21 protein-coding genes are annotated in these 18,132 nt (G+C 63.9%); 12 read left to right on the top strand and 9 right to left on the bottom strand.

Features of this window, described 5'->3' with window-relative positions:
• Both WBR57_RS17770 and WBR57_RS17765 read left to right on the top strand, forming a co-directional pair.
• A partial coding sequence (locus WBR57_RS17770) for an NAD(P)/FAD-dependent oxidoreductase (protein ID WP_424085132.1) occupies positions 1 to 892 on the top strand: 892 nt, incomplete at its 5' end.
• Position 893: 1 nt separating this feature from the next.
• On the top strand, positions 894 to 1,784 hold the full coding sequence (locus WBR57_RS17765; protein WP_424085130.1) for a sugar phosphate isomerase/epimerase family protein: 891 nt from the start codon (positions 894 to 896) through the stop codon (positions 1,782 to 1,784).
• Here the strand turns inward: WBR57_RS17765 and WBR57_RS17760 are convergent.
• A complete protein-coding gene (locus WBR57_RS17760; protein ID WP_424085128.1) occupies positions 1,724 to 2,596 on the bottom strand; it encodes an undecaprenyl-diphosphate phosphatase in 873 nt (290 codons plus the stop codon). The two genes, WBR57_RS17765 and WBR57_RS17760, sit on opposite strands and share 61 nt — an antisense overlap.
• A 188-nt stretch (positions 2,597 to 2,784) precedes the next feature.
• Here WBR57_RS17760 and WBR57_RS17755 point away from each other — a divergent pair, with 188 nt between their 5' ends.
• Positions 2,785 to 3,291, top strand: a complete 507-nt coding sequence (locus tag WBR57_RS17755; RefSeq protein ID WP_424085126.1) for a GNAT family N-acetyltransferase — start codon at positions 2,785 to 2,787, stop codon at positions 3,289 to 3,291.
• On the opposite strand, the gene WBR57_RS17750 is transcribed toward WBR57_RS17755, so the two are convergent.
• Positions 3,269 to 4,228 carry a GlxA family transcriptional regulator gene (locus WBR57_RS17750; RefSeq protein WP_424085124.1) on the bottom strand — a complete coding sequence of 320 codons (960 nt, stop codon included), beginning with the start codon at positions 4,226 to 4,228 and terminating at the stop codon, positions 3,269 to 3,271. The genes WBR57_RS17755 and WBR57_RS17750 overlap by 23 nt on opposite strands.
• 172 nt (positions 4,229 to 4,400) lie before the next feature.
• Between WBR57_RS17750 and WBR57_RS17745 the strand changes: the two genes are divergently transcribed.
• The 3 genes from WBR57_RS17745 to WBR57_RS17735 all read left to right on the top strand — a co-directional run bounded on the left by WBR57_RS17745 (position 4,401) and on the right by WBR57_RS17735 (position 6,908).
• Positions 4,401 to 5,030 carry a TetR/AcrR family transcriptional regulator gene (locus tag WBR57_RS17745; protein ID WP_424085122.1) on the top strand — a complete coding sequence of 210 codons (630 nt, stop codon included), beginning with the start codon at positions 4,401 to 4,403 and terminating at the stop codon, positions 5,028 to 5,030.
• Positions 5,027 to 5,704, top strand: coding sequence for a type 1 glutamine amidotransferase domain-containing protein (locus WBR57_RS17740; RefSeq protein ID WP_424085120.1), 678 nt, complete (start codon positions 5,027 to 5,029; stop codon positions 5,702 to 5,704). The genes WBR57_RS17745 and WBR57_RS17740 overlap by 4 nt, the downstream gene beginning before the upstream one ends.
• Before the next feature lie 79 nt (positions 5,705 to 5,783).
• Positions 5,784 to 6,908 (top strand): alkene reductase, encoded by a 1,125-nt coding sequence (locus tag WBR57_RS17735; protein WP_424085118.1) that lies wholly within the window; start codon positions 5,784 to 5,786, stop codon positions 6,906 to 6,908.
• Positions 6,909 to 7,189: 281 nt separating this feature from the next.
• Here the strand turns inward: WBR57_RS17735 and WBR57_RS17730 are convergent, their stop codons facing one another.
• On the bottom strand, positions 7,190 to 8,188 hold the full coding sequence (locus tag WBR57_RS17730; RefSeq protein WP_424085116.1) for an NAD(P)H-quinone oxidoreductase: 999 nt from the start codon (positions 8,186 to 8,188) through the stop codon (positions 7,190 to 7,192).
• Positions 8,185 to 9,417 carry a YbfB/YjiJ family MFS transporter gene (locus WBR57_RS17725; protein WP_424085114.1) on the bottom strand — a complete coding sequence of 411 codons (1,233 nt, stop codon included), beginning with the start codon at positions 9,415 to 9,417 and terminating at the stop codon, positions 8,185 to 8,187. The genes WBR57_RS17730 and WBR57_RS17725 overlap by 4 nt, the downstream gene beginning before the upstream one ends.
• A gap of 112 nt (positions 9,418 to 9,529) precedes the next feature.
• On the opposite strand from WBR57_RS17725, the gene WBR57_RS17720 reads away from it, so the two are divergent.
• Positions 9,530 to 10,405: a LysR family transcriptional regulator gene (locus WBR57_RS17720; protein ID WP_424085112.1), complete on the top strand. Its 876-nt coding sequence runs from the start codon at positions 9,530 to 9,532 to the stop codon at positions 10,403 to 10,405.
• An 80-nt stretch (positions 10,406 to 10,485) separates the two neighbouring features.
• On the top strand, positions 10,486 to 10,872 hold the full coding sequence (locus tag WBR57_RS17715) for a DoxX family protein (protein ID WP_424085110.1): 387 nt from the start codon (positions 10,486 to 10,488) through the stop codon (positions 10,870 to 10,872).
• 45 nt (positions 10,873 to 10,917) lie between these two features.
• On the opposite strand, the gene WBR57_RS17710 is transcribed toward WBR57_RS17715, so the two are convergent.
• From WBR57_RS17710 to WBR57_RS17700, 3 genes are all read right to left on the bottom strand, one after another.
• A complete protein-coding gene (locus tag WBR57_RS17710; protein WP_424085108.1) occupies positions 10,918 to 11,736 on the bottom strand; it encodes an alpha/beta fold hydrolase in 819 nt (272 codons plus the stop codon).
• 91 nt (positions 11,737 to 11,827) lie between these two features.
• Positions 11,828 to 13,219 (bottom strand): alginate export family protein, encoded by a 1,392-nt coding sequence (locus WBR57_RS17705; RefSeq protein WP_424085106.1) that lies wholly within the window; start codon positions 13,217 to 13,219, stop codon positions 11,828 to 11,830.
• The gene (locus tag WBR57_RS17700) at positions 13,216 to 14,112 is read right to left on the bottom strand and encodes a VOC family protein (protein ID WP_424085104.1); all 897 of its coding nucleotides are present in this window, start codon (positions 14,110 to 14,112) and stop codon (positions 13,216 to 13,218) included. Before WBR57_RS17700 ends, WBR57_RS17705 begins: the two co-directional genes overlap by 4 nt.
• A gap of 141 nt (positions 14,113 to 14,253) precedes the next feature.
• On the opposite strand from WBR57_RS17700, the gene WBR57_RS17695 reads away from it, so the two are divergent.
• A complete protein-coding gene (locus WBR57_RS17695) occupies positions 14,254 to 15,321 on the top strand; it encodes an NAD(P)-dependent alcohol dehydrogenase (protein WP_424085102.1) in 1,068 nt (355 codons plus the stop codon).
• Between the two features lie 63 nt (positions 15,322 to 15,384).
• Here the strand turns inward: WBR57_RS17695 and mntP are convergent, their stop codons facing one another.
• Both mntP and WBR57_RS17685 read right to left on the bottom strand, forming a co-directional pair.
• Complete coding sequence (gene mntP, locus WBR57_RS17690) at positions 15,385 to 15,948, bottom strand: manganese efflux pump MntP (RefSeq protein WP_424085100.1); 564 nt, start codon at positions 15,946 to 15,948, stop codon at positions 15,385 to 15,387.
• 222 nt (positions 15,949 to 16,170) lie between these two features.
• Positions 16,171 to 16,470 (bottom strand): hypothetical protein, encoded by a 300-nt coding sequence (locus WBR57_RS17685; protein ID WP_424085098.1) that lies wholly within the window; start codon positions 16,468 to 16,470, stop codon positions 16,171 to 16,173.
• 217 nt (positions 16,471 to 16,687) lie between these two features.
• On the opposite strand from WBR57_RS17685, the gene WBR57_RS17680 reads away from it, so the two are divergent.
• The 3 genes from WBR57_RS17680 to WBR57_RS17670 all read left to right on the top strand — a co-directional run.
• On the top strand, positions 16,688 to 17,332 hold the full coding sequence (locus tag WBR57_RS17680) for a secretin and TonB N-terminal domain-containing protein (protein WP_424085096.1): 645 nt from the start codon (positions 16,688 to 16,690) through the stop codon (positions 17,330 to 17,332).
• Positions 17,329 to 17,874, top strand: a complete 546-nt coding sequence (locus WBR57_RS17675; protein ID WP_424085094.1) for an RNA polymerase sigma factor — start codon at positions 17,329 to 17,331, stop codon at positions 17,872 to 17,874. The genes WBR57_RS17680 and WBR57_RS17675 overlap by 4 nt, the downstream gene beginning before the upstream one ends.
• Positions 17,875 to 17,911: 37 nt before the next feature.
• A partial coding sequence (locus WBR57_RS17670) for a FecR/PupR family sigma factor regulator (protein ID WP_424085092.1) occupies positions 17,912 to 18,132 on the top strand: 221 nt, incomplete at its 3' end.

The raw sequence follows: 18,132 nt of genomic DNA, 5'->3' as shown, positions 1-18,132 counted from the left end.
TGTGCTGCTGGCCACCGGGGGCAGGGCGCGGCGCTTGCCCCAGGCCCCGGCGCATGTGCTGTACCTGCGCACCCACGATGAAGCATTGGCGCTGAAAAGCGCGTTACGCCCCGGCACCCGGCTGGTGGTGGTCGGCGGTGGGTTTATCGGCCTGGAAGTGGCGGCAACGGCCCGAGGCCTGGGCTGTGAAGTGACGGTGCTGGAAGCCGGGCCAAGGCTGGCGGGCCGGGTGCTGCCGCCGATCATCAGCGACGCATTGCTGACGTTGCATCGCGCTCAAGGGGTGGACGTGCGCCTGAACGTGGCATTGGAATCGATCCAGGCCGACGCCGTGCGGTTGATCGACGGCGCACGGCTGCCCTGCGACCGGGTGGTGGTCGGCATTGGTATGCAACCGAATATCGAACTGGCCGTGGCGGCGGGCCTGGAGACCGGGCAGGGCATTCGCGTCGATGCGCAGCTGCGCACCAGTGCGCCGGATGTGTATGCGGCGGGCGACGTGTGCGAGTTTCGCCTGGATGGCGAGTACCAGCGCCAGGAAACCTGGCGCAACGCCGAGGCCCAGGGCCGTCACGCCGCCCTGAACCTGCTGGGCCGCGAGCTGGCGTTCGAGGCGCTCCCCGGGTTCTGGTCCGACCAGTACGACTGGGGTGTGCAGACCGTGGGCGTGATCACCCCTCGCAGCGTCAGCCGAGCGTTGCCCGACGACGGCCTGCTGCTGTTCTACCTCGACGCCGACCACCGTTTGCAAGGCGCCTGCGGCTGGGCGCCGGGCAACCGCGTGGCCAAGGACATCAAACTCTGTGAGCGCCTGATCAGCGCGCGTATCCCGCTCGACGACGCCTGCCTGGCCGACCCCGAGCTGTCCCTTAAACACCTGCTGCGAGGCTGATATGCGCCAATTTGTGGTGTTCCAATCCCTGTGGGCGATGCAGACCGAGCCCGGCCCGCTCGACGCGCAGCTGGACCGCATTGCCGCGGCCGGTTTTGACGGCGTCACCGACCATTACTGGAAAGCCGCCGACGTCCCGCGCTTGCACGCCGCCGCTCACGCCCGCGGCTTGCAGATCGAAGGCCAGCTGTTCCCGCAGAGCGTGGATGACCTGGCGGCGGCGCTGGAGGTGATCAGCCGCTATGGCTGTCACCACCTGACCCTGCAAGCCGACGTGCGACCGCGCAGCCAGGCCGAAGCGCTCAGGCTGATCGAAGGCTGGCAACGCCTGGCCGAGCAAGTGGACTTCCCGATCCTGCTGGAAACCCACCGGTATCGGCTCACCAGCGATTTACTGTTCACCCTCGACCTGCTGGCGCACATGCCCGACCTGAAGCTGCTCGCCGACCTGTCCCACTACGTGGTCGGCCGCGAGTTGCCCGAGCCCGGCGCGGTTGAGGACGACGAACAGATACGCACGATCCTGCGCCACAGCTGGGGCTTTCATGGGCGTGTGGCGAGCAGCGAACAGGTGCAGGTCGCGCTGGAGTTTCCCCAACACCAGGCATGGGTCGAACGCTTTACCGGCTGGTGGCGCTACGGAATTCAGGACTGGCTGGCCCGCGCCGGCGCTGCGGATAGCCTGTCGTTCACCTGCGAACTGGGCCCGCCACCCTATGCGATAACCGGGGCGGATGGCCGTGAGATCAGTGATCGCTGGGCCGAGGCGTTGAAGATGAAGGCGTTGATTCAGGCGGTGTGGCAAGACTGCCAACCACAGTGTCGGTTCGATCAAGAGAGCAACCCGGTGCTCACTGCCACAATCAAAAACACCCCGAGCAACGCGCGGTAGATCACGAACGGCCAGGTGGAGAACCGTTCCAGGAACTTCATCAGGCCCCAAATCGCAAAAAACGCTGAGACGCTGGCCACCACCAACCCAAAGATCAGATGCGGCCAGGCGTGGGCCGGCAGGTCGGCGTGCAGCAGCACCCACAGCTCCTTCAAGCCGGCGAGGGCGATTGCCGGCAAGCCCAGCAGGAAGGAAAAACGCGCAGCCTCTTCGCGTTTGAAATTGAGAAACAGCGCCGCCGTCAGTGTGGAGCCGGAGCGCGATACGCCCGGAATCAGCGCGCCGATCTGCGCAATGCCGACGATCAGCGCATCGCGCAGGCGCATCTGGCTCATGTCCCGTGTGTGCCGCGCGCGCAGCTCGGCCGCCGCCAGCAGCACCGCCATCACCACGCAGGAAATGCCGATCACCATCAGGCCGCGCAACGGCGAGTTGCACGCATTCAAGGTCGAGGACAAGGCCAGGCCGGCAATGCCGATCGGGATGGTCGCCAGCACAATCGCCACCGCCAGCTTGAACCACGGGTTGTCGTAGTCACCCTGGCGCACTGCGCCGATGCTGCCGGTGACCACTTGGCGCACATCGCGCCAGAAGTAACTGACCACCGCCGCCAATGCCGCCAATTGCATCGCGGCCGAAAACGCCGAGCCCGGGTCCTGCCAGCCGAGGAGGGCGGGCACTACCCGCATATGCGCGGTGGACGACACCGGCAGCAGCTCGGTAAAGCCCTGGATCACGCCCAGGATAAAAATCTGCAGATAATCCAGGGAGGCGAAGCCCACATCCAGGCCGGCGGAACAGACGTTTGTCACAGTGCGTGCCCTTGAAAAAAGGTTGAGAAGAACGCGATTCGGCGAAGTCTATTCTAAATGTTTCAAGATTTTCGGCGCGCCCAGGCAAATCCGCATTCGGTTCAGCAAACAGAAAGGTTGGACAATATATTGGCCTGCCGAAAGGTTTTGTGAACAATGGCGCCCTGCGTATTTTCACCGAGAGTCCCATGCCTGAAACCACCGTCGAATTGATCCAGACCGGCCCCGAAGCGTCGGAGTTGATCCGCAATCTCTACCAGTACTACGCCTACGAGTCGTCGGACTGGGAGCAGGAAGATGTGGAGGCCGACGGCCGTTTCTACATCCATGACGAACACCTGACGCGCTACTGGCAAGACCCGCAATGGAGCGCCAACCTGTTGCTGGTCGATGGCTATATCGCGGGCTTCCTGCTGATCGAAGGCAGCGAGTTGCCGGGCATTGACGCGCTGGAACTGGCCGACCTGTTTATCCTCAAGCGTTACCGCCGCAAAGGCATTGGCCGCGCGATCGCCAGCCAGGTGCTGTGCAGCGGCGAGGCCAATTGGCTGGTGCGCTTTTATGACCAGGATGAGGTGTCACAGGCGTTCTGGCGCACGGTGCTGGATAACCTGCCGCGCCCGGTGCACACCCTCGAGTTGGACGATGACCCGCAGTTGGTGAACTACCTGATTACCCACGCGTCGTTGCACTGATCGCATTCGTCGCAAACGCCTGCTGCATCGCCTGGGGTGGTTGCCCGAAGGCGCGCAGAAATGCCTGGCGCAGACGCTCGCGGTCGCCGAAGCCGGTTTCGCGGGCCACCACTTCCACCGGGTGACGGCTGGTTTCCATCATCGCCCGGGCCGCTTCCACACGCAGTGACTCGATGGCCTTGGCCGGGGTTTGCCCGGTTTCCTCGCGAAACACCCGGCTGAACTGGCGCGGGCTGAGCCGCGCGACGTCGGCCAGGGCTTCCACCGACAGGTCATGCGTAAGGTTTTCGCGGGCGTAGGCCAGGGCCAGTTGCACGCGGTCGGACTTGGGGTCCAGCTCCAGCAGCGCCGACAACTGCGACTGCTCGCTGCCACGGCGCTGGGCGATCACCAGCTTGCGCGCAATGCGCCGGGCGAGGTCGCTGCCCAGATCGTTCTCGACCATCGCCAACGCCAGATCGACCCCGGCGCTCATGCCGGCGCCGGTCCAGACCTGGCCGTCGACCACGAACAGCTTGTCTTCTTCCAGGCGGATAGCCGGGTAACGCTTGCGGAAGGCCGGGGCGTGAATCCAGTGGGTGGTGGCGCGTTTGCCTTCGAGCAAGCCGGCCTCGGCCAGCACGAAAATGCCCATGCACAGCGAGGCAATGCGCCGCGATTGCGCAGACGCAGCCTTGACCAACTCCAGCAGGTTGGCCTCGGGCAAGCGAAACTCCAGGTAGCCGCTGACAATCAGCGTGTCATAGCCCTGGGCGCGAATCGGCGTGGTGTTCACCGAGAACCCCTGGGACGTCATCACCGCGCCGCCGCTTTCCGACACCAGGTGAAACTCATAGGCCGGCTCGCCGCGCAGCAGGTTCGCGCACTCGAACACCGAGCCCAGGCTGAGGCTCAGGGATTGGAAGTTCGGGTAAACCATCAGCGCAACGCTGTGCATCGCATGTCTCCAGGGGGGTAGAAGGGGGGATTGTCGGCGGCTGCCGGAAAAACGGCAACCGACTTTGCGCCATGTCCGAAATCCTTGCGGATATGACATTGTGCGTGTTTGCCCCGGCTCCTAACATTCACCCAACGAACTAGACGACTGGTCTAATCGGACGGAGTGAAGCATGAGCAGTGAAACCAAAAGCGCAAGGCAGACCATTCTGGATACGGCGCAGTTGATTGTTGGCCGTAAAGGGTTTTCTGCGGTGGGCCTGAACGAAATCCTTCAAGCCGCCGATGTGCCTAAAGGTTCTTTCTATCACTACTTCAACTCCAAAGATGCGTTCGGCGTCGTATTGCTCGACACCTACTTCGACAACTATGTGCAGGGCATGCAGCAACTGTTCGACCAGCCGGGGTTAACCCACTGCGCCAAGTTGATGCGCTACTGGCAATGCTGGGTCGACAACCAGACCGGCTGCACCGACACGGGCAAATGCCTTGCCGTCAAACTCGGCGCAGAGGTGTCAGACCTTTCAGAGCCGATGCGCCTGGCCCTGCAACGCGGCACCTCACGCACCATCGCACTACTCGCCGTGGCCCTGCAGCGCGGCGTTGAAGACCGCTCCCTGTTGCTGCACCACAGCCCGCAGGACTTGGCCCCTCAGCTTTACGCGTTATGGCTGGGCGCCAGTGTGATGAGCAAGATCACCCGAACCTCCGCGCCGTTTGACCAGGCGCAGTTGCTGACCCGACAGCTGTTGGGTCGCCCTGAAACCCCTGACATTCACACCGATCGAGGCACTGGAAAATGAAAGTATTAATGGTACTGACCTCTCACGACCAGCTTGGCGACACCGGCCGCAAGACCGGCTTCTGGCTCGAAGAATTTGCTGCACCCTATTACGTGTTCAAGGACGCCGGCGCCGAGCTGGTGCTGGCTTCCCCGGCCGGTGGCCAGCCGCCGCTGGACCCCGTCAGCGACGCACCGGATGCGCAAACCGAGCAGACCCGCCGCTTTGCCGCTGACCCGGCCGCCCAGCAGGCGCTGGCCAATACCGTCAAGCTCGACACGGTCAACGCCGATGACTTTGACACCGTGTTCTACCCAGGTGGCCACGGGCCGCTGTGGGACCTTGCGGAGTCGCCGGTGTCCATCGCGCTGATCGAGTCGTTCGAGCGTGCCGGCAAGCCGATCGGCTTTGTCTGCCACGCACCGGGCGCCCTGCGGCACGTCAAGGCCGTGAATGGCGAGCCGCTGGTCAAGGGCCGTCGCGTCACCGGCTTCTCCAACTCGGAAGAAGCCGCCGTGGGCCTGACCGATGTGGTGCCGTTCCTGATTGAAGATGATTTCAAGCAACTCGGCGGCCACTACGAGAAGGGCGCGGATTGGGCCTCCTTTGTCCTGGAAGATGGCTTGTTGATCACCGGGCAGAACCCCGCCAGTTCCAGTGACGTTGCAAAAGCCCTGCTGAAACTCACCGCTTAAGTTAATTGACCGCTGTATCGATTGGCGACTTGCGAGAGTCGCCAACGCGTTGTTGCGCTTTGAATTTGGAAGATTCGTTATGACTGATCATGTTTTGAATACCCCGGTGAAACTGGGTCACCACACCTTGAACAACCGTGTCGTGCTGCCGCCGTTGACCCGTCAGCGCAGTGCGCAGCCCGGCGACATCGCCACCGACCTGATGGCCGAGTATTACCGCCAGCGTGCCGGCGCGGGTTTCATGGTCAGCGAGGGCACGCAGATCGAGCCGCGTGGCCAGGGTTACGCGTGGACGCCGGGCATTTACACCCCAGCGCAGATTGACGGCTGGCGCAAAGTCACTGACGCCGTGCATGCCGAGGGCGGGGTGATCTTCGCCCAGCTGTGGCATGTGGGCCGTGTGTCGCATAACGCCTTGCAGCCTGACGGCGCGGCACCGGTCGCACCGTCGGCGATCCAGGCGCTGCAAGCCAAAGCCTTTATCGCCACCGGGCCTGGCACCGGCGAGCTGATGCAACCGCCCGTGCCGCGCGCTTTGAGTGTGCTGGAGATCGAGGAGTTGGTCGGGCACTACGCCCAGGCTGCCCGCAACGCGCTGGACGCCGGGTTTGACGGGGTGGAAATTCACTCGGCCAACGGTTACCTGGTCAATCAGTTCATCTCCGCCCATTCCAATCAGCGTGACGACGAGTACGGTGGTTCGCTGGAAAACCGCCTGCGCTTTTTGCGCGAGATCGTCGAGGCGGTCAGTAGCGTAGTGGGTCCGGAACGCTTGGGCGTGCGATTCTCGCCGTTGTTCAGCGGCACCGATCAGGACCGCGTGTATATCGGCCTGGTGGAGGAAGACCCGCACCAGACCTACATCGAAGCGATCAAGGTGCTGGAGCAGTCGGGTATCGCCTACCTGTCCATCGCCGAAGCCGACTGGGACAACGCGCCCGAGCTGCCTGAAACCTTCCGCCGCGCCGTGCGCGACACGTTCAGCGGGCGCATCATCTACGCCGGCCGCTACACCGCCGAGCGCGGCGCGAAGCTGGTGGGCGCCGGGCTGGCGGACCTGATTGCATTCGGACGGCCATTCATTGCCAACCCGGACCTGCCACAGCGGCTATTCAACGGCTGGCCGCTGAACCCGCTGCGTGCGGAAGGGATGTATGGCGGGGGTGAGGAGGGCTACGTCGATTACCCGTTCTACGCCCAATAGCCCCCCGCAAATAGCGCAGAGGAACCTTCTGTGGCGAGCAGGCTTGCCCTGCGTTGGGCTGCGCAGCAGCCCCAATGAACCCACCGCATTCCCACAGGCAGTTCGCGGCGCCTGGTTCAGGGCGGCTTCGCCGCCCAACGCAGGGCAAGCCTGCTCGCCACAGAGCGGATGTACGGCGGGGTGAGGAGGGTTACGTCTACGCCGAGTAAGCATCTCGAACATCTCGCGGTGCTTGTGGGAGGGGCTTGCCCCCTCCCACATTTGGTCAGCGAGCCTTCAGTTCACTCCACCCGCAACACAATCTTCCCAATGTGATCCCCACCTTCCATCCGCGCATGGGCCTGGGCGGCGTCGGTGTATTCGTACACTTTGTCGATCATCGGCAGGCAACGCCCGGCCTCCAGCACCGGCCACACGTACTCGCGCAGTTGCTCGGCAATCGCGGCCTTTTCTTCCTTGGTGCGCGCGCGCAGCAGGGAGCCGGTGATCACGGCGCGCTTGGCCATGATCGTCAGCAGGTCGACGTCATTCGCCTTGCCGCCGCCAAGGAAACCCAGCATCACCAGGTGACCGTCCATGCCCAGGGCCTTGAGGTTATTGTTCAGGTAGGAGGCGCCCATGATGTCGAGGATCACGTTGACGCCTTTGTCGCCGGTCTTTTTGGCAATGACCTCGGCAAAATCCTGCTCACGATAATTGATCGGCTCGGCGCCGAGCTTGGCAATCGCTGCGCATTTGTCGGCGCTGCCGGCGGTGGCGAAGGCCTGGATGCCGAACTCGCGGCACAGCATCAATGCGGTGGTGCCGATGCCGCTGGTGCCGCCGTGGATCAACGCGCGTTGGCCCTTGTGCGCACCGCCAAGGCCGAACAGGTTGGCCCACACGGTGAAGAAGGTTTCCGGCACGGCGGCGGCTTGAATCCAGTCCATGCCTTCGGGGATCGACAGCGCCTGGCTGGCCGGCACGCTGCAAAACTGCGCGTAGCCGCCGCCGTTGGTCAGGGCGCAGACCTTATCGCCCACCGCGTACTCATTGACCCCGCTGCCCAGCGCCACCACTTCACCGGCCACTTCCAGCCCCGGGATCAGGCTCATGCCGGGCTTCATCGGGTATTTGCCGGCGCGTTGCAAGGCGTCCGGGCGATTGACCCCGGCGGCATGCACGCGAATCAGGATCTCGCCGGGGCCTGCCACCGGCACATCGGCGCGGCGCGGTTGCAGCACTTCAGGGCCGCCCGGCGTGGTGATTTCGATCAGGGTCGTTTCTTTTGGAAGGGTCATTTAAGGTTTCCTGCAGCGATGAGCGTATGGGTTGGGACCGTAGCGAGTGGTCGGCGGTTCAGCACAATCATGCCCAGCTCCAGCACCAGCGCGACCACAATTGCGCCGGCGGCGAGCATGAACAGCAGCGCATGCTGGCCGCCGCTGCTGTTGAACAACGCCGAGTAGGCAAAGCCGGACAGCGCCTGGAAGGTGGCAAAGGACACCGTGGCGCGGCTCCAGGCCACTTGTTGCTGATGGTGGTCGGGCAGCAATTCATGCACGCGCGCCAATGCCAGGGGCACGATGCCCGGTGGGAACGAGCCGAGGATCACGGCCAGCACGGCGAGCCCGCTAAACGCGCCGGTAAACGGCAACAGGCCGACGGCAATCGCCTGCACCACCAGCACCAGCCGGATGCTCGAGCGTGCGCCGAGTTTATCGGCCAGGAAGCCATAGGTGACCGGCCCCACAATTGCGCCCAGGCCGTACATCACCCAGATCATCGCGCCGATAGGTGCGCCGTCACCGAGCCCGCGCGCCACGTAGTCGACCAGGAACACCATGGCCGGCACCAGGCCCGCCGCCATAAAGGCGTACTGCGCGAACAACAGGTACACGCCGGACGGTGTCGATGCGGGCGTGGCCGCTGGCTGTGCTGCCTCGTGCACCGTGCCGATGGGCCAGGCGAACCAGCTGGCGGCGGTCAATACCAGCGCCAACAGGCCCAGGCCGACCCAGGTCTGTTGCAAACCCAGGCGCAACAGCGGCGGTACGAGAGTGCCGGAGGCGGCGATGCCCAGGCCGATCCCCAGGAAGATCGCACCACTGGCCAGCCCACGGCGTGCCGCCGGTACGTGGGGCAGCACGGTCGCCGCCACCAGCACCATGATCGCGCCACCGGCAACCCCCGACAGCAGGCGCCAGGCAAAGAACCACACCACCGAGAGCGGGAAGGCACAGGCGAAAAACGCCAGGGTCACCGCCACCATCATGAGGCGCAGTGCGGTTTTGTTGGACGTGCGCTGGGCGATGGGCCGGCCGATCAGCGCGCCGATCAGATAGCCCACCAGGTTGGCGGCACCGAGGTACACCACGTCGTTGGCGGAAAACCACTGGGCCTGGATCAGGCTTGGAATCAATGGCGTATAGGCAAAGCGCGCCAGGCCGATGCTGACCAGGCTGGCGCAGAGGCCGGCAAAGATCGGCAGCCAGATCGCTGCGCGGGGAGGGGATTGGGTGTCGAGCATGATGGCTGTCCTGGGTATTTTTCTCTGGTGGCCAGCATAGCCAGATTGATCGATGCAATAATGCAGCGATTACTCGCCATAGAGATGCAGATATGCATCATAAGGAGCCAGCATGAATTGGGACGACGCACGGGTATTCCTGGCGGTCTGCCGCGAGTCGACACTGCGCGGCGCCGCGCGCGTGCTGGGCGTGGACCAGGCCACCGTCGGGCGGCGGGTCAACGCGCTGGAAAAGTCGCTGAGCGCGACCTTGTTCCTGCGCACCTCCGAGGGCTATGCACTGACCGCCGTCGGCGAAGCCGCCTTGCTCTCGGTGGAAAAAATGGAGCGCTCGGCCCTCGACCTGGAGCGTCAGATCCAGGGCCTGGACGACCGCCTGACCGGCACCGTGCGGGTCACCACCACCGACTCCCTGGCCATCGACTTCCTGATCCCGGCCATCGCCCGCCTGCACGCCCAGCACCCCGACGTGCGCGTGCAGCTGGACGCCTCGACGCAGATCCTCAGCCTGGCCAAGCGTGAAGCCGATATCGCCGTGCGCAACACGCGCCCGGACAACCCCGACCTGATCGCACGGCGCATCGCCCGTTGGCCCCTCGGCCTGTTCGCCTCCCGCGCCTACGTCGAGCAACACGGTATCCCCACGCCGGGCAGCCTGTTCGAAGGCCACGACCTGGTGGTGTACCAGCCCTACCTGCAAAGCCAGAAAGACCTGAGCCTGGTCGCCGAACCCCTGGGGCGCGGGCGTATCGTGGCGTCGCTGAGTTCCAGCCTGCTGGTGCGCCGCTCGATTGCCGCCGGTATCGGCATCGGCGAAATCCCGGTGCACACCGGCGAGATGGACGGGCTGGTCCGCCTCTGGCCGGAGCGCACGCGGGCGTTGCCCTACGACGTGTGGCTGGTGACCCACGCCGACCTGCGCCACACCGCGCGGGTGCGGGTGGTGATCGATGAAATCGTCGCGGGGTTTGCCGGCACAGGGGACTAAGGTCAGCACACGCTTGCAAGCGTGCGCGCAGCGCTGCGCACACAATCGGCGTCGGTGATTTTTCACGGACGCAGGTATTTATGAACGAATCAAGGAATCAAGCGCTGGGGCTGTTGTTTCTGCGGGTCAGCGGGGCGTTGTTTTTGCTGTGGGTGCACGGCTTGCCCAAACTGCTCAACTACAGCGAACAACTCAAGCTGATCGAAGACCCGTTTCACCTCGGCGCGCAGGTGACCCTGCTGTTGGCGATCTTCGCCGAAGTGCTGTGCCCGTTGCTGATCCTCGCCGGGCTGCTGGTGCGCCTGGCGTGCCTGCCGATCCTGGCGGTGCTGTTGATCGCGATGCTGGTGGTGCACCCGGAGTGGACGTTGTTTGAAGGGCAGTTCGGCTGGCTGCTGTTGATTATTTTCACCAGCATCCTGATCGCCGGGCCAGGGCGGTTTGCCTTGGGCCAGCGGTTTACCTGAATAAACAAAGGCCGGGCAAGCCCGGCCAAATAAGGAGAGGGTGGTTCAGCGCTGCAGGAACGCCAGCAGGTCTTCGTTCAACTGCTGGGCATGGGTCACCGCAAACCCGTGCGGCGCGTCCTTGTACACTTTCAGCTCGGCGCCCTTGATCATTTCGGCCGCGGCTTTGCCGGTGGTTTCGAACGGCACGATCTGGTCGCCATCGCCATGGATCACCAGGGTCGGCACGTCGATCTTGGCCATGTCCGGGCGGAAGTCGGTTTCGGAGAACGCGGTGACGCAATCCACGGTCGCCTTGAGGGAGGCCAGCAAGGCCACTTGCAAGGTCTGGGTCTGCACGCCCTGGGAGACATTCTGGCCTTTGTTGATGCCATAGAAGGGCGCGTTGAAATCGCTGAGGAATTGCGCACGATCCTTCAGCAGCTCGGCCTTGAAGCCGGCGAACACATCCAGCGGCACGCCTTGCGGGTAGTCCGGCTTCTGGCCGAACAGCGGCGTGACGGCGCCCAACAGCACCAGGCCGGCCACCCGTGCACTGCCGTGGCGAGCGATGTAGCGCGCAACGTCGCCGCCGCCCATGGAGAAGCCCACCAGGGTCACGTCCTTGAGGTCCAGGTGTTCGATCAACTGCGCGATGTCGTCGGCAAAGGTGTCGTAGTCGTTGCCGGTCCAGGGCTGGTCCGACCGGCCAAAACCCCGGCGGTCAAACGCAATGGTGCGAAAGCCACGGCTGCTCAGGTATTCCATCTGGTATTCCCACATGTCGGCATCCAGCGGCCAACCGTGGCTGAACAGCACGGGTTTACCGCTGCCCCAGTCCTTGAAGTAGATCTGGGTACCATCTTTGGCAACGAATGTGCTCATGCAAAAACTCCTGGTTGAGAGGGCTGAAATACGCTGGCCACTATTGCCGCAAACCGGGCGAAGGGCTTGTACGGGTGTGCTTGCTTGTGACTTACCAACTGAACTTGAGTTCGACGCCCAGGTAATTGCTGTCATCGCCTCCGGCGTCACGCAAGGTCTGGCCGACAGCGTAGTGCACGGCTTCGACGGCGCCCGTGAGGTTGGGCGTGAAGGTGTAGTCGGTGCGCAGTTGCGCGTAGGCCCCGGTCCAGCGGTCGCCCTGGCCAGCGGTTCCGGCGACCGGCAGGTTGGGCTGGGTGTACACCGCGTCGCGGGTGGTCTGCCGCCAGAGCAGGCCGATGGCGGTTTGTACGCTGAGTTTGTCGACGGGTTTGACGGTGATCGACGGCTTGACGTGAATCAGGTTGCTGTAGCCGGTATAGCCCGCCAGGGAAAAGTAATAGCCATTCGGGAACAGCGGGTTGAAGGTGCCGACCGTGCCGTCGCCGGCCTTGCGGTCGCCCGAGGCGATGTCCAGTTGCAGGCCGATGCGCGGCTTCCAGGCCAGGCTGTCGAAGGTGTAGCCGGTGCGGCTGCCGGCGGCCCAGGCGCGAATGCCCTTGGCGCCCACCGAACCCTTTTGCAGCATGGCTTCAAGGTCCCAGTCAAAGCCCATGGCCGCGCCGCCCAGGCGCGCGTCGAGCAAGTGGCGGGTCTCGTCGCCGTCGGCATCCAGGTAGTGCGCGGCGCTGCGCTCATACACGCCGTAGTAGGCGGACAGCTCGTTGCTGCCGCCCACCAGGCGCTCGACCCGCACCATGTGAAAGCGCGCGTCGCTGTTGGACTTGTCATCGAAATGCCGCCCGTCCTCGTACTGCACCGGCTGGCTGGCAATCCCGATAAAGCGCCAGGTCGGCGTTTCCCAGTCGGCCCAGAGCGCATCGAAGGATTGCCGCACATTCGGGCCGTCCCGCGAGGAGATAAACCGCTGCAAGTCGAAGGCGAAATCCTGGCGCCCGACACGCGCCTTGAGCGTGCCGCTGCTGAAGGTGTTGACGTACTCGGCGAAGGCCAGGCGCAGGTCGACACGGTTCTGGTCGGCACCGCCGACGCTGGTCTTGTCGTAGGCGCGTACGTCTTCCAGCTGGGTAAAGACCCGCCAGTTCTGGTTCAGGTGCAGGTCGGCATGCACCTGGAAACGCTGGATCAGGTAGCGATCACGCGCGACGTCCCTGACGCCGAAGGCGCTGGCGTCGTTCATCTCGAAGCGCTCACGCAAGGTGGCGCCCAGCGACAGATAGGTGAACGGGTTGGCGCTCGACAACGCGATGTACTTCAGGCTGTCCAGCGGCTGCGTGCGCAGCGCCGGGTGCTGGAGCACGGACCAGTCTTCCTGCCAGCGATTGGCCTTGATGGCCGGGCGTGTCGGTTGCTCGTCGGCATGGGCGCTGCCGATCAGCAGCGGCCACAGCACGGCCAGGCTCCAGCCTGTATGGCGCTTCATTTTGCCGCGTTGAGCTGGTGGATTTCCGCGACGTAACCGCCCGGGAATTCAACCAGTGCACTGCGCCGGCCTGCGCTGGCAAACGCCGGCACCACCACCTTGGCGCCGGACCCGGTGGCCTTGCCCAGTGTGGCCGCGAGGTCAGCTACCTGATAGCCGGTGGTTTCATGGCCGAAGGGGTAGGGCAGTTGACCGTTGGTGACCAGCACCGCCATGCGCCCGAAGGGCGACTCGATATCGACGCGGCGATAAGTGTTGCCGGCTTGGCCCACATCGACGCCGGGGGCGCGTGTGTTATCGGCCAGGACGTTGCCGTGGGAGAAACCCAGGAAGGCCTTGATGAACGTGTCGGCACGCTCGGCGCTGAGGTACACGCGGTTTTCCGGCACGCTCTGTAAGGCGGCGTAGTTCGGGGTCTTGGTGTGCCAGTAGAGTTGCATGTTCACACCGCCCGGCCACTGCACCACGGCGTCGCGCCCGATCGGGTCGGGAAAATCGCTGACGATCACTGCCGCGCCGTTGTCGCGCGCAGCCTTGAGGGCGACGTCCATGTCCTTGACCAGGTAGCCATTGCGTTCCTGGCCAAAGGGATGCGGAATCGGCGTGGTGAAGCCGAACAGCGACACGGTGCCGACCGGCGTCTGCAACAACTGCGACGTGGTGCTGCTCGGCACCGGCAGCACGTTGACCACCACCTGGGCGGTACTCTTGCCGCCAAAGGTGGCCAGGAAACTCGTGGCAAAACGGTCCACGTCGGCCGGGGCGATGTACACGTGGCTGGTGTCGTACTGCGCAGCCACGGCCACTGCCGGCGTTGCGGCAAAGGCGTTGCCGGTGATGGCTGCGGCCAGCAGCGTGAGTGCCAGGGTTACCGTTTTCACTTTTCTACACATGCCCACTCTCCAGCGCTTTTAGAAAGCCCGGAGCTTAGGGCGAGTGCAATGCGGCGGATTGTACGGACGTGCTCGGTTGAACGGTTCAGCGTCTATGCGGGTCAACTGACCTCTACCCGTCAGATCACACAGGTGAACGAAATGGCCAAGACTTACAGCTACGCCGCCCAGAACGCCAAGGATGCCCTCAAGCCCTTTACCTTCGAGCGCCGCGCGCCGGGGGCTGATGACGTACAGATCGATATCCTCTACTGCGGGGTATGCCACTCCGACCTGCACACCGCGCGCAACGAATGGCACAACACGCTTTACCCCTCGGTGCCCGGCCATGAAATCGTCGGCCGTGTGACCGCGGTAGGCGGCAACGTGAAAAAATTCAAAGTGGGTGACCTGGCCGGCGTCGGCTGCATGGTCGACAGTTGCCAGCACTGCGCCTCCTGCGCCGAGGGCGAAGAGCAATACTGCGAGAACGGCTTTACCGGCACCTACAACGGCCCGGTGTTCGGCGGTGAAAACACCTATGGCGGCTACTCCGACAGCATCGTGGTCAAGGAGAAGTTCGTACTGCGCATCTCCCACGACGATTCCAACCTGGCCGCCGTGGCGCCGTTGCTGTGCGCGGGCATTACCACCTATTCGCCGCTGCATCACTGGAAGGTCGGCCCCGGCAAGAAGGTCGGCGTGGTTGGCCTGGGTGGCCTCGGCCACATGGCGGTGAAGATTGCCCATGCGATGGGCGCACATGTGACGCTGTTCACCACGTCACCGAACAAGCGCGAAGACGGTCTGCGCCTGGGCGCCGATCAAGTGGTGGTGTCGAAGAATGACGACGAAATGGCCAAGGTTGCCAACAGCCTGGACTTCATCCTCAACACCGTCGCCGCGCCGCATAACCTCGACGTGTTCCTCAACCTGCTCAAGCGCGACGGCACCATGACCCTGGTCGGCGCGCCGGACAGCCCGCACCCATCGCCAGCGGTCTTCGGCCTGATCTTCAAGCGCCGCAGCCTGGCCGGCTCGTTGATCGGCGGCATCCAGGAAACCCAGGACATGCTGGACTTCTGCGCCAAGCACGGGATTGTCTCGGATGTGGAGATGATTGATATCCAGGGCATCAACGAGGCCTATGAGCGGATGCTCAAGGGCGATGTGAAGTATCGGTTTGTGATCGATATGGACAGCCTGAAAAAGGAAAGCAACGCGGCTTGAAAACACCGCATATCTGATGTGGGAGGGGGCTTGCCCCCTCTCACATTCAGGCCCCGGTAAATGTCAGACCGACAGGTGCTCGTACAAAATCGTCGCCCCCACCAGCATCAATACCACGCCCCCCATGATTTCGGCGCGCTTGCCCACCAGGGTGCCCAGCACCCGGCCGAGCATCATGCCGATGGTCACCATGGTCATGGTCGCCAGGCCGATCGCGGCCGCGGCCACCAGGATATTCACGTCGACAAACGCCAGCCCTACGCCCACCGCCAGCGCATCAATGCTGGTGGCAAACGCCGTCACCGCCAGGATCATGAACGAGTGTTGGGTCGGTTTTTCGGCTTCTTCGTCGTCCGCCTTGAGCCCGTTGTAGATCATGTGCAAACCCAGCACCACGAGCAGGGTAAAGGCAATCCAGTGGTCCCAGCTTTCCACCCAGCGCGTGGCCGCGTGGCCGATGGCCCAGCCGATCATCGGGGTAATGGCTTCGATCACGCCAAAGATCAGGCCGGCGCGCAGGGCTTGGGTCAAGCGCGGTTTGTGCAGGCTGGAGCCTTTGCCGATGGCCGCCGCGAAGGCGTCCGTGGACATGGCAAGGGCGAGAAGGATCAGGGAAATGGGGTTCACGGTCGCGCATCCAGTCGGGCTATATGAGACAACGACACAACCACACGCCCGACTTTAGGCATGGATGTGTCGCTGGTCTCACCAACCGAAAAGACGGTGTTCGCACCACGGCATGCAGCCGAATATGTTGATACGAACGCTTCCGACAGCATCAGAAGCAGGTTACTCCCCAACGAAGTGGGCGATGTTAGGCGAGCCGATATGAAAATTTTGTCAAAAGTCTCAAGGCCGTTGCGGCTTCACCGACGTGCCGAAGGTGTTGCCCATGCGCACGCTGGTCGCCGCCGGGGTGGCCAGCCCGACCTTGTTCGGCGGGCGTTTTTCCACGGAAATGTTCTGCGCTTCGCGGTTCTTTTGCGCGGCTTTGGTCGCGTTCGTGTCGTTGCCCATCTGCTGGCTCAGGCAGCCGTAGTCGGGCGCCTTGTAGCCATCCACCGAAACTTCGGCGCAGCTCTCGGCATGGGCGGCAAGGGGCAGCCAGGTGCAGAGCAACAAGCTGGCGAGGGGCATCAATAGCTTCATCATGGCCTCCTGGCGGGCCCGAGGGAGTGGGCCGTGAAGGCTTGCAAGTGTAGAGCAGCGGGCCTCTCGTCACCGTGATGTTTTTTTTGCTATCACCGTAACATCAGGTTCATAAACGGGCCTCAGGATGACGGTTTTCTAGGGCGCGTCGGCCGTGCAGCGATGCAGAGCAGGGGGTGAACAGGGGGCCTGGAGGCGCGCCGTATGCGCCCTGGTCTTGCTGTTGCTGCTGGCTGGCGCCGGTCCCGCGCGGGCAGCGTCAGCGCCGCTGGTGTTGAACCTGCCGGCGCAGGACCTGGAACATGCCCTGCAAGCCTATAGCCGCGCCACCGGCATGGCGGTGCTGGTCGACCGCGAGTTGACCCGGGGCCGGCGTTCCATCGGCGTGCGTGGGCGCTTCACGGCGCAAGAGGCTCTGGCGATGTTGCTGACAGGGAGTGGCCTGATGGCCCGTTATGCACGCAGCGATGCGTTTACCTTGCAGATGCCCGAGGTCAGCCAGCCGCCCGTTACGCGGGGGGCGGCTGCACGTCACGCCGCACGGATCAACAACAGTTACGCCACGGCCTTGCAGCAGGCCATCGAAGCCAGCCTGTGTCGCTCGCCCTTGACCCGCCCGGGCAGTTTTCGCGCACTGGTGCAGGTCTGGGTCAACCCGCAAGGGCTGATCGAACACAGCCGGCTGGTCAGCACCACCGGCGATGAACAACGCGATGAAGCACTGGTACGCGGCCTGGGAACGGCGCGGGTGGAACGCCCCGCACCGAGTTCGCTGCGCCAGCCGGTGACTTTACTTTTGATGCCCGACACAACAGGAACACGCATGGAATGCACAGCAGTGAAAGGAGCCTGGGGCGGATGAAAAAGACCGGGCACAGCACGATGGTCAATTTGTTCCTGGCGTCCTACGAAGACTTCAAGGTGCGTTTGCGCAAGCGCCTGGGGTCGGAGGACCTGGCCAACGACGTCCTGCACGAAACCTACCTGCGGGTCGACCGCATGGAAGTGCCGCCCAACCTGGCGCAACCCAATGCCTACCTGTACCGCATGGCCTTGAACATTGCCGCCGACCGCCGCCAGGCCGACGCGCGCCTGCTCACCGGCAGCGAGGTGGAAGAGCTGCTGCAAAGCGCCGACGAAGCCCAGGACCCCTCGCGGGTGGTGGGCGGCCAGAAAGAAATCCAATCCCTGGTCAAGGCCCTCTACGAGTTGCCGGCGCGGCGCCGCAAGATCCTTATCGCCGCCCGCCTGGAAGAGGCGCCGCACCTGGAAATCTCCCAGCGTTTCGGGATTTCCACGCGCATGGTCGAGAAGGAAATCAAGGCCGCCCTCGGCCACTGCGCCAAGCGCCTGGAAAGAAAAGTGATCCAGCGGTTCGGTCCCGGGGCCGGAAAACCGTCTTAGTGTCGAGTCCCTGATAAATCCGTGAGTATGTGCGCGCTTGAATATTTTTAGCCTCTCCACCGCCCGGGAAACCGCCGCCAGCCCTTTGCACGATGAAGCCCGCGACTGGCTGGTGCTGCTGACCTCGGGCCGCGCCACCGTGGCCGATGCCAAGGCCTTGCAGGCCTGGTGCGCGCAGAGCCCCGAGCACGCCCAGGCGTTCGAGCAGGCCAAGGTGGTTTGGCAGCAACTGGCCCCGGCCCTTGATCAAGTCGCGCC

Source organism: Pseudomonas sp. (assembly GCF_049590575.1).
Taxonomy (GTDB): Bacteria; Pseudomonadota; Gammaproteobacteria; order Pseudomonadales; family Pseudomonadaceae; genus Aquipseudomonas.
The sequence above is the reverse complement of the archived record's forward strand: the minus strand, read 5'-3'. Positions and strand labels throughout refer to the sequence as shown.

What these genes read in the sequence shown, in the direction of transcription:
- WBR57_RS17765 (WP_424085130.1), top strand. Translation starts at nt 894, where the DNA reads ATGCGCCAATTTGTGGTGTTCCAATCCCTGTGGGCGATGCAGACCGAG.
- WBR57_RS17755 (WP_424085126.1), top strand. Translation starts at nt 2,785, where the DNA reads ATGCCTGAAACCACCGTCGAATTGATCCAGACCGGCCCCGAAGCGTCG.
- WBR57_RS17750 (WP_424085124.1), bottom strand. Translation starts at nt 4,228, where the DNA reads ATGCACAGCGTTGCGCTGATGGTTTACCCGAACTTCCAATCCCTGAGC.
- WBR57_RS17745 (WP_424085122.1), top strand. Translation starts at nt 4,401, where the DNA reads ATGAGCAGTGAAACCAAAAGCGCAAGGCAGACCATTCTGGATACGGCG.
- WBR57_RS17740 (WP_424085120.1), top strand. Translation starts at nt 5,027, where the DNA reads ATGAAAGTATTAATGGTACTGACCTCTCACGACCAGCTTGGCGACACC.
- WBR57_RS17735 (WP_424085118.1), top strand. Translation starts at nt 5,784, where the DNA reads ATGACTGATCATGTTTTGAATACCCCGGTGAAACTGGGTCACCACACC.
- WBR57_RS17730 (WP_424085116.1), bottom strand. Translation starts at nt 8,188, where the DNA reads ATGACCCTTCCAAAAGAAACGACCCTGATCGAAATCACCACGCCGGGC.
- WBR57_RS17725 (WP_424085114.1), bottom strand. Translation starts at nt 9,417, where the DNA reads ATGCTCGACACCCAATCCCCTCCCCGCGCAGCGATCTGGCTGCCGATC.
- WBR57_RS17720 (WP_424085112.1), top strand. Translation starts at nt 9,530, where the DNA reads ATGAATTGGGACGACGCACGGGTATTCCTGGCGGTCTGCCGCGAGTCG.
- WBR57_RS17715 (WP_424085110.1), top strand. Translation starts at nt 10,486, where the DNA reads ATGAACGAATCAAGGAATCAAGCGCTGGGGCTGTTGTTTCTGCGGGTC.
- WBR57_RS17710 (WP_424085108.1), bottom strand. Translation starts at nt 11,736, where the DNA reads ATGAGCACATTCGTTGCCAAAGATGGTACCCAGATCTACTTCAAGGAC.
- WBR57_RS17705 (WP_424085106.1), bottom strand. Translation starts at nt 13,219, where the DNA reads ATGAAGCGCCATACAGGCTGGAGCCTGGCCGTGCTGTGGCCGCTGCTG.
- WBR57_RS17700 (WP_424085104.1), bottom strand. Translation starts at nt 14,112, where the DNA reads ATGTGTAGAAAAGTGAAAACGGTAACCCTGGCACTCACGCTGCTGGCC.
- WBR57_RS17695 (WP_424085102.1), top strand. Translation starts at nt 14,254, where the DNA reads ATGGCCAAGACTTACAGCTACGCCGCCCAGAACGCCAAGGATGCCCTC.
- WBR57_RS17685 (WP_424085098.1), bottom strand. Translation starts at nt 16,470, where the DNA reads ATGAAGCTATTGATGCCCCTCGCCAGCTTGTTGCTCTGCACCTGGCTG.
- WBR57_RS17675 (WP_424085094.1), top strand. Translation starts at nt 17,329, where the DNA reads ATGAAAAAGACCGGGCACAGCACGATGGTCAATTTGTTCCTGGCGTCC.